Here is a 14,625-nt window from a genome sequence, read left to right on the forward strand (position 1 = left end):
TTATTCTTTTTCATTCAGATTTTCCTGGCCCATCGGCAGGATGAGAATTTCAACACGTCTGTTTTTTCTTCTTCCTTCCTCCGTTTTGTTTGAAGCGATAGGCTTGTATTCCCCGTACCCTTTAGCGCTGAATACTTTGGCGTCAAGCTTTGGATTTTCGATCAGGAGTCCCATGAAATTAACGGCCCGCATTACGCTTAAATGCCAGTTTGATTTAAATTGCGAGTTTCGGATCGGCACATTATCGGTATGTCCGCTGATCACGATATTACGCGGCGGGTTTAATACGAGCAGATCGGAAATTTCTCTTGCGAGCGGGATGTCCTGCTCGCGAATGACCGCTTTTCCGGAATCGAAAAAGATATTGTCTTCAATCGAAAGGAGCAGCCCTTCATCTGTGAGCTTCGTATTGACCTGCTTCTCAAGCTTTTTATTTTTTATGAACTGATTGACCTGCTCCTGAATTTTTTTCAGCGCCTCCTGGTCTTTTTCTTTTGAATTAGAACGATGGACGTCTTTTGGTTCAGCGGGTTTTTTTCCGTCCTCTTGTGTAGGCGATTTCGGCTCGACGAAGCTGGAATAATCCATCATGCCTGTACCGCCTGTCAGCACGGCATTGAATGATTTTGACAGCATATCAAACTTTTTGGCGTCTATCGAGCTCATCGCAAACAAGACGATGAAAAGGGCCAGAAGGAGTGTAAGCAGGTCGGCATAAGGGATGAGCCAGGACTCATCTACATGCTCTTCATGGTCTTTATGCTTTTTCTTTTTTTTAGCCATTGTCGCTTTCCCCTTTTTCTCCTTCTTGAGTAGCGATGCTGGAACGTTCGCTAGGAGAAACATACATCATCAGCTTTTGCTCGATGACCTTTGGAGCCTGGCCTTCCAAAATGGAAAGGATGCCTTCAATCATGACTTCGCGGACTTTCACTTCCTGCTTCGATTTACGCTTCAATTTATTTGCAAAAGGGTGCCACAGCACATAGCCTGTAAAGATCCCGAGAAGGGTGGCGACGAATGCGGCGCTGATCGCGTGTCCGAGCGCTTCGGTGTTGCTCATATCGGCCAGTGCGGCGATCAGTCCGACAACGGCTCCCAAAACTCCGAGCGTCGGTGCGTATGTTCCCGCCTGTGTAAAGATGCCGGCTCCGACCTGATGCCTTTCTTCCATCGCCTCGACTTCTTCTGTCAGAACGTCCCGGATGAATTCGGCGCTCTGTCCGTCCACAGCCATGCTCATGCCGTTTTTCAAAAATTCGTCATCGATTTCGTTAAGGTTTGCTTCCAAAGCGAGAAGGCCTTCCCGTCTGGCGATTTGCGCCCATTGAGTAAACATGGGGATCAGCTCGTTGATTTCAATCATCTTTTTCTCTTTAAATAAGATGCCGAACAGTTTTGGAACCTTTCTTATTTCGCGTGTTGGAAATGCGATGGTAACTGCTGCGATTGTCCCGACAACAATGATCAGCCATGCAGCCGGATTGACAAGAACTGAAGGGCTGACGCCTTTCATCACCATGCCGACACCTACTCCGATGATAGCTAGAATGATTCCAATTAACGATGTTTTGTCCATTTTTTTCACCAATTCCTTTAACTAACTTTTCTATCGTTATTATCGGTGCCACAAGATAGGAACTTTAGGGTGTTTCAGAAATTGTTATAAAATCCAGATGAATAGGGACTTTTGGGTGATGAAATGGGATGAATTGGATATTGGAGCGGAGAAAAAATGCCGGCCTCCGTATAGGAAGCCGGCAGACGGAACTATGCGACCGGTTTTACCGCGATATCGCCGTTTTCAACTGTAACATGGAAACCTGAGATGTGTTCTTCTTCAAGAAGCAGGTCTGTCATTTGATCTTCGACCGTTTCCTGAATCGTCCTTCTTAAAGGACGGGCGCCAAATGCAGGATGGTATCCGATTTCTGCAATCTTTTCTTTCGCTTCTTCGGAGACCTGCAATGTCAGATGCTGGTCGCTTAATGTGTCCTCAAGATCTTTCAGAAGCAGATCGACGATTTTTACCAGATCTTCTTTTTCAAGAGGCTGGAACTCGACAATGCTGTCAAACCTGTTCAGGAATTCAGGTTTAAAGTAGCTGCTTAAAGAGTCAATCAATGATTGTTCGCCCATCAGCCGTTCTTCTCTGTTAAAGCCGACGGTTGTCTGCTTTTCGGAAACGCCGGCATTGCTTGTCATAATGATGACAGTATCTTTAAAGCTGACTGTCCGTCCCTGGCTGTCGGTCAGACGGCCGTCCTCCATGATCTGAAGGAACATGTGCTGAACATCAGGATGGGCTTTTTCGATTTCATCAAGCAGAACGATGCTGTACGGGTTTCTCCGGACTTTTTCCGTCAATTGCCCCGCTTCATCGTGTCCGACATATCCAGGAGGCGAACCGATCAGTTTTGACACGGCGTGTTTTTCCATGTACTCGCTCATGTCAAGACGGATAATCGAATCCTTCGTGCCGAACAGCTCTTCCGCAAGCCGCTTGGAAAGCTCAGTTTTACCGACGCCTGTCGGGCCGACGAATAGGAATGAACCGACAGGCCTGTCTTTTGCTTTCAGACCGGCGCGGCTTCTTCTGACGGCTTTCGCCACCTTTTTGACGGCTTCTTTCTGTCCGATGACGCGGCTTCCGAGATTTGCTTCAAGCTCTTTCATTTTTTTCTGATCATCATGCTGCAGCTTTCCGACGGGAATGCCGGTTTTTTGTTCGATGATCGCCTGAATGTCTTCAGCGCCGACCGTTGCTTGTTTTTCCTCTGTTTTTTTCTCGAGCGCATTGTGCAATGCTTCTTCTTCATCACGAAGTTTTGCGGCAAGCTCATAATTTTCTTCCTGAAGCGCTTTTGCCTTTTCCGCTTCAATTTCTTTCAGCCGTTTTGAAGCTGCTTCACCGCTGACGGTATCGATCTTCAAGTTCGCTTTTGAACCGGCTTCATCGAGAAGGTCGATCGCCTTGTCGGGAAGATGGCGGTCCTGGATGTAGCGGCTTGAAAGGACGACACAGGCTTTCACAGCTTCATCTGTATAGGAAACCCCATGATAGGTTTCATATTTTTCTTTCAGGCCGTTCAAAATGGCTGTTGCCTCTTCGATTGTAGGCTCATGCACCATGATCGGCTGGAAGCGTCGTTCCAAAGCGGCGTCTTTTTCAATTTGACGATACTCTTTCAATGTGGTTGCACCGATGACTTGCAGTTCTCCCCGGGCAAGGGCGGGTTTTAAAATGTTGCCTGCATCCATGGAGCCCTCCGCAGAACCGGCGCCGACAAGAAGATGAATTTCGTCAATAAAGAGAATCGCGTTTTTGCGTTCTTTCAGTTCTTTCATCAGCTGTTTCATTCGTTCTTCGAATTGCCCTCTGATGCCGGTATTGGCGACAAGGGAGGCCACATCCAACAAGTAAAGCTCCTTGTTTTTCAGTTTGTTTGGAACATCACCTTCGGAAATTTTCAATGCAAGGCCTTCGGCGATGGCAGTTTTACCAACACCCGGCTCCCCAATTAATACCGGATTGTTTTTATTTCTGCGGTTTAAAATTTCGATCACGCGCGCCACTTCATCATCGCGGCCGATCACCGGATCAACCAATCCCGTTTTCGCGGCATTCGTCAAATTGACTGCGAGCTCATCAAGCAAGCCTTTTTTGGCAGCCGTTTGCGGCTGTGCTTGAGAAGGCTGGCTAAAGAAGGAACCCCCTCCAAAAAAGCTGCCTCCGGAATACATAGAAGGCTGAGTCAATTCTTTATAGCAATCTTCACATAAGTCCATTTGTTTTTTTGTAAAATTGATTTGCATGTTTAGGCGAATCGTCGCCTCGTTTTTTTGACAATGTTGACAACGCATTTGCCAAAACCCCCTTTAAAAATGATTTGACCTTTTTTGACCAATTGCCGGTTAAAAAATGGCCGTTTGTTTGACCATCTCTGACTATTAGTATACATTGACTAACTTTGACTTTCAAGATCTATGCTTTTTCCTTTTTGTTCCGGTATTTGAAGTTGTCCTTCTTTTTAAGGAGCATGTCTCATATGATGGAGAAAGGGAATTTGCGGAAATCACGTTTCATTTTACGGGGGAGAAATATGAGTCAAACACGAGGATCAGCTTTTCAACTTGCATTTGTCTATGTAGGCACGGTTGTCGGGGCTGGATTTGCGACGGGCAGAGAAATCGTTGAATTTTTTTTAAGATTCGGCTGGGCGGGTTTGGCCGGCATTTTCATCAGCGGGCTGATGTTCACCTGTCTCGGTGCGAAAATCATGCTGATCTCAGTCAGGATCAATGCCAGATCTTATCAGGAGCTGAACAAATTTCTGTTTGGACAAACGCTCGGAAAATTCGTCAATGGCTTTATGCTGATGGTTCTGCTCGGTGTGACTTCTGTCATGCTGTCAGGGGCCGGGGCGATTTTTAAAGAACAGCTCGGGCTCTCCAGCCAGGCGGGAATGCTTGTAACGGTTGCTTTGAGTCTGTTTGTCACGATGAGCGGCGTCAAGGGGATATTCAGCGTCAATGTCATTGTTGTGCCATTATTAGTGTTTTTTTCGTTGATTGTGCTCTTTGATTCGTTTATTTTCAGGGGCCCTTCCGTCCACGAATTGCCGGGTTTTTCGGCAAGGCCGGACTGGATTGTGTCGGCTGTTTCATACGGCGCTTTTAATTTGTCGCTAGCACAGGCCGTTCTTGTACCGATCGCCTCTGAATTGAAGTCAGAACGGTTGATTAAAAGAGGCGCGTTTATCGGAGGAAGCATGCTGACCCTTGTATTAATCGCAAGCTTTTTGTCTCTTTCCACATTGCCGAATGTCCTTTTATATGAAATTCCGATGGCGCAGGTGGTCTATATCGTTCAGCATTCCGTCCATGTCATCTATCTGTTTATCATTTTTGGGGAAGTCTTTACATCGGTCATCGGTAATCTCTACGGGCTTGAAAAGCAGATAAACGAATATATTCATATCAAAAGTCTTTATATATTTATTCTCATCCTACTCACAGTCTACTTAACCGGACAGATCGGCTATGGAAAATTGATTTCCACCATCTATCCTTTATTTGGTCAGCTGAGCCTTGTGTTCATCTTCTTTCTGATCATAAAAAAACTGCCGAATCGTTAGTGCTTGGCGAAACCCCGGATTTGTGGTAAGATGGCGAAAGAAAATTGAACAAAATCCGCTCGAGATAACCGCGGGAGAGGTTCTAGCAAAACCCTCTATAAAAAACTAAGGAAAGCTGTATCCTTGGGGTATGGCCTTTTTTATTGATTTTTTGCTAGAACACCTTTCCTTTAAAGAAAGGTGTTTTTTAGTTGGTGAAAGCGGAGAAGGAGGAATTATGAAACAGGAAAAAGCGGTCGTCGTATTCAGCGGCGGTCAGGACAGTACGACATGCCTTTTATGGGCCTTGCAGCAATTCCAAGAGGTGGAAACGGTCACCTTTCATTATAATCAGCGGCATCAGCAGGAGATTGAAGTGGCGCAAAATATCGCTGAAAAGCTTGGCGTAAAAAACCACCTGCTGGACATGGCGCTTTTGAATCAGCTGGCGCCAAACGCTTTGACAAGGGATGACATCAAAATTGAGGCGAAAGAAGGCGAGCTTCCGTCCACTTTTGTTCCCGGACGAAACCTTGTATTTTTATCCTTTGCTTCTATTCTCGCCTACCAAATCGGGGCGCGGCATATCGTGACGGGAGTCTGTGAGACGGACTTCAGCGGCTATCCGGATTGCAGGGATGAATTCGTCAAATCGTGCAATGTCACCGTCAACCTGGCGATGGAGCGCCCGTTTGTGATTCATACGCCGCTTATGTGGCTGAACAAGGCGGAAACATGGAAGCTGGCCGATGATCTCAATGCACTCGAATTCGTCAAAAATGAGACGCTGACGTGCTACAACGGCATCATCGCCGACGGCTGCGGAGAATGCCCGGCTTGCAAACTGCGCGCGAACGGCTACAACGAATACATGAAAATGAAAAGGGAGAGAGCTTAATATGCTTACACAAGTCTACCCGCAAACAAACCACCTGTACGCTTTTGAACTCAATAAAGATATGCAGGTATCAGCGGCCCACTTTATTCCGAGGGAAGATGCGGGCGCATGCAGCAGGATTCACGGCCATACGTATACAATCAATATCACGATCGCCGGAGATCAATTGAATGAGTCCGGTTTTCTCGTGAATTTCAGCACCATTAAAAAATTGGTGCACGGTGAATACGATCACACGCTGTTAAACGACCACAGCGAATTTTCCGGGGAAAGCCGCGAGCAGATCCCGTCGACTGAGGTGGTGGCGAAAACGATTTATGAAAAAGTCGACGCCTATTTGAAAGGCTTGGAAAACCGGCCGCACTGTGTTCAAGTGTTTGTCAGGGAAACGCCGACAAGCTATGTCGTCTACCGTCCAAAACAAGGTGAGCCAAATGGCTAAACCGATTCCCGTACTCGAAATTTTCGGCCCGACCATCCAGGGTGAAGGAATGGTCATCGGCCAGAAAACGATGTTTGTCAGAACCGCGGGCTGCGATTATTCGTGCAGCTGGTGCGATTCAGCCTTCACATGGGACGGATCGGCCAAAAAAGACATCAAATGGATGTCTGCGGAAGAAATATACGAATCGCTCAGAGAAATCGGCGGAAATGCTTTTTCACATGTCACCATTTCAGGAGGAAATCCGGCTCTTTTAAAACAGCTTGACGGACTGATTTCCCTTTTGCAAGAAAACGGCATTCGCACGGCGCTTGAAACACAGGGCACGTTTTATCAGGACTGGTTTACAAAAATCGATGATTTAACCATTTCGCCGAAGCCGCCAAGCTCAAATATGAAAACGGATCTTACGAAGCTGGACCATATCGTCGGCATGCTGAAGGACCATGGACGGCTTTCTGCGGCAAGCCTGAAGGTCGTCATTTTTACCCCTTCAGATCTTCAATTTGCAAAGAGCATTCATCACCGTTATCCGGATATCCCGTTTTATCTGCAGATCGGAAATGATGACGTGCATACCGAAGACCAGGGGCGGCTCGTCGAAAAGCTGCTTCGAAAATATGAAGAACTGGTCAAAGCGGTCACGCACGACCCTGAATTAAACCGCGTCCGCGTTCTGCCGCAGCTTCACACCCTCATCTGGGGAAACAAACGCGGAGTTTAAGATAGAAAGGAAGAAAATAATGACAACAAGAAAAGATTCAGAACTTGAAGGCGTAACCCTCCTCGGAAACCAGGGGACAAACTATTTGTTTGACTACTCACCTGATGTACTGGAGGCTTTTCCGAATAAACACGAAAACAGGGACTATTTTGTCAAATTCAACTGCCCGGAATTTACATCCCTGTGTCCGAAAACAGGGCAGCCCGATTTCGCAACGATCTATATCAGCTATATCCCTGATAAAAAAATGGTAGAAAGCAAGTCTTTAAAACTGTATCTCTTCAGCTTCCGCAACCACGGCGATTTTCACGAAGACTGCATGAACATCATCATGAACGATTTGATCGAATTGATGGACCCCCGCTACATCGAAGTCTGGGGCAAATTCACCCCGAGAGGCGGCATCTCGATCGACCCGTACACCAACTACGGCCGTCCGGGCACCAAATACGAGAAGATGGCCGAGTACCGGATGATGAATCATGATTTGTATCCGGAGACGGTGGATAATCGGTAAGAGGTGCCCGAGAAGGGTGTGATCATGCTGTTAAGTGACTACTTTAAAGAAAGACTTGCCTCTACAGACCCTATTATAGGAGGGCAAAATTAAAGATTGATTTTTTGAAAGCACCGAAATAGGTGCTTTTTTATATCAGAATCTTTAAGTCCAAAATGCAAAATTTGTAGACTTATAGGTGTAAAGGGAGTGATATTGCTAATTTATTACTAATAATGTAGAATTATAGATATAAGTGTAAAAATATCAAATACAGTTAATTTTTTAAATAAAATTTAAGAATTTTTAGGAAAAGGGGTGCGGGGAACACGTGGTCAGTATCCATGAAGCAGTTTATATTAACGGAAAAGAAAAAGCATTGATTAGTCTAGATGATATTAATATGGAAGACTATTTGAAAAAGTATAGAGAAAAATTGTTTTGTACTACAACTGATTGCAAGGCGAAATTATCTTATGTAAACAGACCTGGGAATAAGAGTCATTTTAGAACTTGGAGAGAAAGTCGACATTCAGAATCTTGTATTCATTTTTTTGAAAAAGAAGATGGAAGAGTTGGTGTTAGACAGTCGGGTGTTCAAACTGGAAGTGTTTCAACAGATCAAATGAGAAGGTCGGTAAGAGAAGCTTTTGAATTGGAAATTTTAAGTGAGGAAGAAAGAGTAAGAAGAAGAGAAGCAGATAGACAAAAACGACAAAATAGAAAACGGCGTCGAAAAGTAACTGCTACAGTAGAGCAGCCAGCAATTAGAATAGTAACAGATCCTGCTGAAAAGTCAGAAGATTCAAATAGGATTAATGGAAGACTATATAAAAGGAATGCTGATGCATTAAAAGAAACAGATTTAGGTCATACAAGAACAGTAACCGGAATAGTTAAAAGCGTTGAAACAGGAAAGAAAAGGGCTATGGTTAGAATTTATAAAAATGGTACGTTTGTAAATATTAAGTTTGAAGAAGCTTTCTTTGCTGTAACGCCTCAATATGAAGGATTATTTCATTATATAGGTCGGTTCGCAGAAGAGAATAATGATGTAATATTTTGTGCTGTCGGGGAAGTTAGGCAAAACAAACAAAGCCAAGAATTTGAATTAGTAGTCTTTGAGAGGGAAGGTTTGCTAATTCACGGAAGAACACTACCTTCTCTAGCTGCTTTTTACTCAATAGAACAAATATAAATGAAGGAATAACGGAAAAAGAAAGAACTTTACTGTGAAAAATCCATTTATATATTATTTTTGCAATGGAGATAAGTCTTACAATAAAACTGAATTGGGGATTTGAACAATTGAAAATAAGTGAAATATTTAACTTAGAAAAAGATTAAAGTCGATCAGATTTTGTAGATATTGAAGAAGACTTACCCTTATTTTTAGATCCATACTTTTTATCTTTAAGATCTGATTTTTGGTCGGTTGATGCTCATAGAACAATTCAAAGGTTCTTTATGTTCTTGACTTGTACAAAGCTGGAAGAAAGCAAGAAGCCAGGGCTTTATTTGTAAATCACAGTGAACCAAATGAAACATGTCTTGGTGTCTCTACGTCTAATCCAAGGGTAAGAGGAGTTGGAACTGATGAAATATTGTAGCGGTTGTGTGATCCGGTTGCATAAAAAGTGCGACCTGTAAAAACAGGGTATTTAAAAGTGGTTTGATCGGAGAAATAATGGGCAGATTGAATGAGGTTGTGGTCAAGATGCGTACTGTACGCGTTTTTTTTGAAATCTCGCCAACTATTACAACGGTGGGCCGGATCGGATGTTAGATCGAATATACGAAACGCATTCGATACATTAGACGAAAGGGAAAAGAATAAAACTTCGCACTCGCCTCTATAACGTTTCCCGTGCGTTAGTTCGTCGTTAAATATGCAACTCCTTCGTTCGGTTTTCGTTCGATCTTCCGTTCACCCCCATTTACTTCGTCATACACACGCAACCATATTTTACAAACAGACCAATGATCTTAAACAAGTCCAAGAACGTTTAGGTCACGCACATATTCAGACAACAGCCAATTTATATTTGCATCCTTCAGATGATGAAATTCGTGAGAATTGGGAAAAGGCAAAAAGTTCATTCATTATACAACCTACGGAGGTCTAAGTAAGCATATATGACAGAGCAGGCACATTTTAAATTACACTACATGCGATTATAAAAGTATTTTTCGAGAGCATATTTCTAAGGTTATTCAAGAAAACTTAATAGAAATTTCCTCCTTCAACCACATAGATGAAATCACTAACTAATTTGTAGATAGGGATATATGGAATATAAGGACCTTTGGGACAATCTCGAAATTTATCAATGATTATCAGAGATATAACGGATTTAAAGTAAATATAAAATTTACATACAATCCACTTCTAAAATGGTTGAAGTAGCGAAACAATACGGACGTGAAGAAATAGCACAAAAAAACCAGAAGAATTTAGAGAGACTCCAGGATATTTATAATACGATTAAACAAGGCAATATAATATTCGGACGAATCGAAAGAAAGAATAAAATCTAAGCAGGGGGTATAATATGGCCACATATGACCGCAAAAAGCATCTAAAGCAAATTCATGAAAGTCGAAAAGCCATTACCATGAGTAAAGTAGATGAGGCTATTAAAAGGCTCGTTAGAGCCAATCAAGAAATTAATTTTAATAGTGTAGCCAGTGAGGCCGGAGTGGCAAAGGCTACGCTATATAATAATGTGACATTACGTGAGCGAATTGAAACACTACGTCAGCAGCAGATAAAAAGCCCTTCTGTAAAGCAGGTTAGGCATAAAATGAATGAAAATAATAAAGAAGTGATTATCGAATCATTAAAGCGTAAAGTTAAGCGATTAGAGCACGAGAACAAGGATTTGCGAGACCAATTAAAGGTAGCGTATGCAGAAGTCTACAAGAAGATATAAGCTGAGGCACCTTCCCTTTCTTGTTCAATTAAAGGGCCAGTTAACGGAATAACACAAACAGAAGCCTTGCCCTTATTTTGTAGAGATTTCTGAAAGATGCCAGCACCAGGTTCGTTATATCATCTTCTCTATTAAGGCGTGGTACTATTATTCTTTATTAAACATCAAGGTGGGAAACCAATGAACAAAACAGACCGTTTGTTAGCCATCGTGCTGGAGTTACAACGTAAAGAAGTTGTACGTGCCGAAGATTTGGCAACTAGATTTGAAACGAGTGTTCGGACCATCTACCGTGACATTCAGGCGCTAAGTGAAGCAGGCGTTCCGATCATAGGTGCTCCTGGGACAGGATATTCTCTGATGGAAGGCTATTTCCTGCCGCCGATCAGTTTCACGGTACAAGAAGCCGTAAGCTTGTTGATGGGAACGGACTTTATTGAACAACGATTTGATGATGATTATCGTGTCAGAGCACAAGCTGCCCGCGGCAAAATCGAGGTCATTCTACCGGAGAGCGTTCGCAATGAAACATCACGTGTACGCAAGGCTATACGTTTGCTCATTTCCGATAAACAGGTCACGCCATCAAAAGAAAAAGAATATCTAGAAAAGATTCGTCGAGCGATATTAGACGAGCGAAAGATCAGCTTTCATTATGTAAAAAAACTTGCAGATTTCGATGGGAATCGCCATAGTGTTCGTACCGTTTCCCCCTATGGATTAGTTCTCGTTCAAGGATCATGGATGCTCGTGGCCCGTTGTGAACTGCGCCAAGACATTCGCCATTTCCGATTGTCTCGAATGACGGAATTTATTGCTCTGGAAGAACGATTTGAACGACCAGCGCATTTTAACTTAAGGGAGTATACCCCTTCGGACGATCGGCATTTGCGAGTTCGCCTCCGATTTAACCAAGACATCGCAGATAAGGTGAAGGAATCAAACAATCATTACATAGAGGATATGGAAGAGCATCAAGATGGATTGCATGTGGTCTTACGCGTTCGTCAACTGGACGAATTGCTGCGATGGGTGCTTGGCTGGGGAGCCGATGTGATTGTATTAGAGCCTGAATCATTTCGAAATCGGATTCGTGAGGAAGCCCAAAAAATGTTAAAACGCTACTGACATAATGTTGTCAGTAGCGTTGTTTTATAATCGGAGTCAGTAAAATGATTCAGTTTTTGAATGAATTTGGTTTTTACTGGAAAGTTTATAACAAAATAAAGTGTATATGGTATTGTTGTATACATTTATTATTGGAAGGATGGTATCTTGTGAATTTTGCTTCTGTACGCATCATTACAGACGACGTGGATCGTCTAGTCAAGTTCTATGAGAAAGTCATGGGTTTATCAGCGGAGCGTCCCGCGCCCGTCTTTGCCGAACTCGTTGCGCCATCGTGCACCCTGGCGATCGGCCACTCCCAGACTGTGCCACTGTTCGGTGAAGGTTCAGCAGTGGCGGCCGACAATCACTCTGTCATCATAGAGTTCCTTGTCCACGATGTCGATGCCGAATACGAACGATTAAAGCCGTTTATCGAGGAGTGGGTAAAGGAACCGACCACGATGCCGTGGGGGAACCGTGCTATACTGTTCCGTGATCCAGACGGCAACCTCGTTAACCTCTTCTCGCCGGTGACCGAGGAAGCGATCAAACGATTCACTGGTAGGGCTTGATGGACAGTTGAAATGAGTGAGGCCTCAATTTGGAGAGTTGGTAACGATTCGTAAAACATATGGCCCAGCTGGTTTAAAATGGCCAAAAAAACAGGAATCGTTGTCGTACTCCTCTAAATATAATAGAATTATCTTCAAATCAAGTATTCAGTCAACGGGCGCTTTAATTGAATAAAAGAAGAGCACATATTATACATGACTAATATGTGCTCTTCTTTATTTTTAAGGATTTTTATAATTTAGGTCTTGATAAACAGTCACCGTCTGGAAACAATATTCACTAGGTTTTTGAGGATAGACCGTAACTTTTCTTGAATTCCGTACTTAAAAGTTTATTTTTCTATATCAGACTTTTTCACTTCTTCAAACCATAAGTCAAAAATATCATCAGGCAATAGTTCATCATCATTGGAATATACTAAATCATATCTATACTGACCTTTCAAACTGTTTTGTTTAACATCGTAAATTAATTTTATTTCTGTAGGCATCTCATGGCCAAATTCAGTACATTTTTTATGGATTTCTTCTAAATTTTTTATCCCGATATCTAAAACAGCTTCTTGACGATTTTCTGATGTATCGTATTTTTCATTCTCTTCTACTGCATCGTTAAGCTTATGCTTATAAACCAACTTACCATTTATTTTATAAAATACGTCAAAGTAATACATTTCAGGTTCATATGAGCAATAAATATAAATAGCATCTGCCTGATTACCAACATATTCAAGACAAATAGCAACCATATCTGTTTGTAATTCAGATAAATAGTCTTCAAATGTTTTAGCCACACAATCACTCCTAATTCTTTAAAGTTACTTTCTTTAAATTTCCATCGATACTGTATTTTATCTCAAAACTCTTTGGTCTAGGATTGTTCCCGTCATAATTAACTTTAACATTAACTGATACTTTTTTCTTATCTGAAATGGCTTTGGCCTATTTATTTTCTAGCTTCTTGTATTTGCTTTGATTTAACATTACTTGATTGAGAAACGAGATTATCTAATTCAGGAGAGCCTCCGAATCTATAAGCAGCTAAATGGCCAGCATGATCGCCAAGTTGTTTACCAGGTGTTTTGGGATTATGCGGCAATCTCTTGTCTCGTTTTGTTAATTTTAAGTCATCAGCTTGAAACTCTTTAATTCTTGCTTCTTTATCGGTTTTGTATATGTAATTGTATTCCCCGGCTTGATACTTGACATTGGATTTCAATTTTCCACTTTTAGTTATATGGCTTCCATCTTTAATGATTTCATTTTTCTTGACTATACCAACATCCCTAGCCGTTCTCGCGTCTTTCTCAATCTTCGAAACCTCGCCAGCTTTCAAAGGGTTTTCGGTTAGAGCTTTCCTGATTTCACTTGCCCTTCCGAATTTGCTTATCTTTCCGGGTCCCCACGGCATTTCAAATCTTTTAACTTGAACATTGGGTGTTTTAATTTTATATTTTATAAACTTTAATTTCTCTATATTGTATACTGATTCATTATGAATTTTGTACTTTTCTATTAATTTTTTTACTCGATTAGGGGCGGTGAGTGTATCAACGTTAGTATCTTTCTGTTCTCCCAGCTTTTCCAACATCGTCTTCATCGCTGAGGATTCGGCATTTTCTAACGCTCCTTTGAGACCGCTGACCGGACCGTTGATGGTTGTATTCTCATCCGGCTTTAAAATTGAGCCCTTTTGATAACTTGCGATCTCGATTTTCAGGCCTGTATACATTTTCTCAAGCCTCGCGATGTATGTTTGCATCGTTTCAAGATCATTTTCGGCTATTTTAAGCGCATTGGTTTGTTCTCTGTCAAACGTATGCAGCTTTTCAATCGTCTGATTGATGTCAGTTAATGCTTTTCGATTCTGTTCATGAAAATCGTTGTCATTCAAATCCGGCAAATCGACAATATGGCTGACTTTCGCAATTGAAGCGTTGGCTTTGGAAACTAAATGTTTCGTTGTTCGATCAGCTGCGTTCAAACCTTGTTCCAGATCGTGTTCTAGAAAGTCTTGCGAAATATATCCATTGTGATTCGGTTCAAGGGAGTTCAGTGCATTTTTGATTTTTTTCAATGCCGATTCGTATTCATCGATAAATGATTCATAGAACCGCAAAAAAGGGAGTGTGGCATTCCTCATAAAAAGAACGAATTGCTTCGCCGCCTTTCCCTTTTAAAGCATCGTCAAGAGACGTAAGAGCATCGACGCTTTCTTTCACCTTTTCGATTTCTTCGGCCTGTTTTTTAATTGTTCTAGCGTTTGGTCAATCGCATTATGCAGCGCTTGAACATCCAGAGTCTTCATGGCATTCTCCTCTAATACTGAAGTT

General features: G+C 42.3%; 14 protein-coding genes, 2 pseudogenes and 1 riboswitch. Of the genes and pseudogenes, 10 read left to right on the forward strand and 6 right to left on the reverse strand.

The genetic code is table 11. The annotated features are described in order from the left end of the window. The 3 genes from motB to R5H20_RS07845 all read right to left on the reverse strand — a co-directional run bounded on the left by motB (position 1) and on the right by R5H20_RS07845 (position 3,864). Positions 1-783, reverse strand: a complete 783-nt coding sequence (gene motB, locus R5H20_RS07835; RefSeq protein ID WP_006638447.1) for a flagellar motor protein MotB — start codon at positions 781-783, stop codon at positions 1-3. Next, positions 776-1,579, reverse strand: a complete 804-nt coding sequence (gene motA / locus R5H20_RS07840; RefSeq protein WP_006638446.1) for a flagellar motor stator protein MotA — start codon at positions 1,577-1,579, stop codon at positions 776-778. The genes motB and motA overlap by 8 nt, the downstream gene beginning before the upstream one ends. Positions 1,580-1,770: 191 nt before the next feature. Continuing rightward, positions 1,771-3,864, reverse strand: a complete 2,094-nt coding sequence (locus R5H20_RS07845; protein ID WP_006638445.1) for an ATP-dependent Clp protease ATP-binding subunit — start codon at positions 3,862-3,864, stop codon at positions 1,771-1,773. 239 nt (positions 3,865-4,103) lie between these two features. Here R5H20_RS07845 and R5H20_RS07850 point away from each other — a divergent pair, with 239 nt between their 5' ends. From R5H20_RS07850 to R5H20_RS07895, 10 genes and pseudogenes are all read left to right on the forward strand, one after another. Further along, positions 4,104-5,138, forward strand: a complete 1,035-nt coding sequence (locus tag R5H20_RS07850; protein WP_006638444.1) for a YkvI family membrane protein — start codon at positions 4,104-4,106, stop codon at positions 5,136-5,138. A 70-nt stretch (positions 5,139-5,208) separates the two neighbouring features. Beyond that, a riboswitch (PreQ1 riboswitch) is annotated at positions 5,209-5,253 on the forward strand. Between the two features lie 102 nt (positions 5,254-5,355). Continuing rightward, positions 5,356-6,015, forward strand: coding sequence for a 7-cyano-7-deazaguanine synthase QueC (queC, locus tag R5H20_RS07855; protein WP_006638443.1), 660 nt, complete (start codon positions 5,356-5,358; stop codon positions 6,013-6,015). Between the two features lies 1 nt (position 6,016). Continuing rightward, a complete protein-coding gene (gene queD / locus R5H20_RS07860) occupies positions 6,017-6,457 on the forward strand; it encodes a 6-carboxytetrahydropterin synthase QueD (RefSeq protein ID WP_006638442.1) in 441 nt (146 codons plus the stop codon). Beyond that, complete coding sequence (queE, locus tag R5H20_RS07865; protein ID WP_006638441.1) at positions 6,450-7,181, forward strand: 7-carboxy-7-deazaguanine synthase QueE; 732 nt, start codon at positions 6,450-6,452, stop codon at positions 7,179-7,181. Before queD ends, queE begins: the two co-directional genes overlap by 8 nt. Before the next feature lie 19 nt (positions 7,182-7,200). Then, the gene (queF, locus tag R5H20_RS07870; RefSeq protein ID WP_006638440.1) at positions 7,201-7,698 is read left to right on the forward strand and encodes a preQ(1) synthase; all 498 of its coding nucleotides are present in this window, start codon (positions 7,201-7,203) and stop codon (positions 7,696-7,698) included. 310 nt (positions 7,699-8,008) lie between these two features. Further along, positions 8,009-8,875, forward strand: a complete 867-nt coding sequence (locus R5H20_RS07875) for a hypothetical protein (RefSeq protein WP_006638439.1) — start codon at positions 8,009-8,011, stop codon at positions 8,873-8,875. Between the two features lie 727 nt (positions 8,876-9,602). Further along, positions 9,603-9,803 (forward strand): annotated as a pseudogene (locus R5H20_RS07880) (tyrosine-type recombinase/integrase); the annotation flags it as partial. A gap of 426 nt (positions 9,804-10,229) precedes the next feature. Beyond that, positions 10,230-10,610 (forward strand): DUF6262 family protein, encoded by a 381-nt coding sequence (locus R5H20_RS07885; RefSeq protein ID WP_006638438.1) that lies wholly within the window; start codon positions 10,230-10,232, stop codon positions 10,608-10,610. A gap of 180 nt (positions 10,611-10,790) precedes the next feature. Further along, positions 10,791-11,738, forward strand: a complete 948-nt coding sequence (locus R5H20_RS07890; protein ID WP_006638437.1) for a helix-turn-helix transcriptional regulator — start codon at positions 10,791-10,793, stop codon at positions 11,736-11,738. Between the two features lie 149 nt (positions 11,739-11,887). After that, complete coding sequence (locus R5H20_RS07895) at positions 11,888-12,292, forward strand: VOC family protein (protein ID WP_006638436.1); 405 nt, start codon at positions 11,888-11,890, stop codon at positions 12,290-12,292. Positions 12,293-12,624: 332 nt separating this feature from the next. Here R5H20_RS07895 and R5H20_RS07900 read toward each other — a convergent pair whose 3' ends face one another. The 3 genes and pseudogenes from R5H20_RS07900 to R5H20_RS07915 all read right to left on the reverse strand — a co-directional run. Further along, positions 12,625-13,086 carry a hypothetical protein gene (locus R5H20_RS07900; RefSeq protein WP_006638435.1) on the reverse strand — a complete coding sequence of 154 codons (462 nt, stop codon included), beginning with the start codon at positions 13,084-13,086 and terminating at the stop codon, positions 12,625-12,627. A 152-nt stretch (positions 13,087-13,238) separates the two neighbouring features. After that, complete coding sequence (locus R5H20_RS07910) at positions 13,239-13,703, reverse strand: DNA/RNA non-specific endonuclease (protein ID WP_254726484.1); 465 nt, start codon at positions 13,701-13,703, stop codon at positions 13,239-13,241. Between the two features lie 42 nt (positions 13,704-13,745). Further along, a pseudogene (locus R5H20_RS07915) lies at positions 13,746-14,600 on the reverse strand (ribonuclease YeeF family protein); the annotation flags it as partial. Between the last annotated feature and the right edge of the window lie 25 nt (positions 14,601-14,625).

The organism is Bacillus sp. KICET-3, from assembly GCF_033261025.1.
GTDB classification, from domain to species: Bacteria; Bacillota; Bacilli; order Bacillales; family Bacillaceae; genus Bacillus; species Bacillus sonorensis.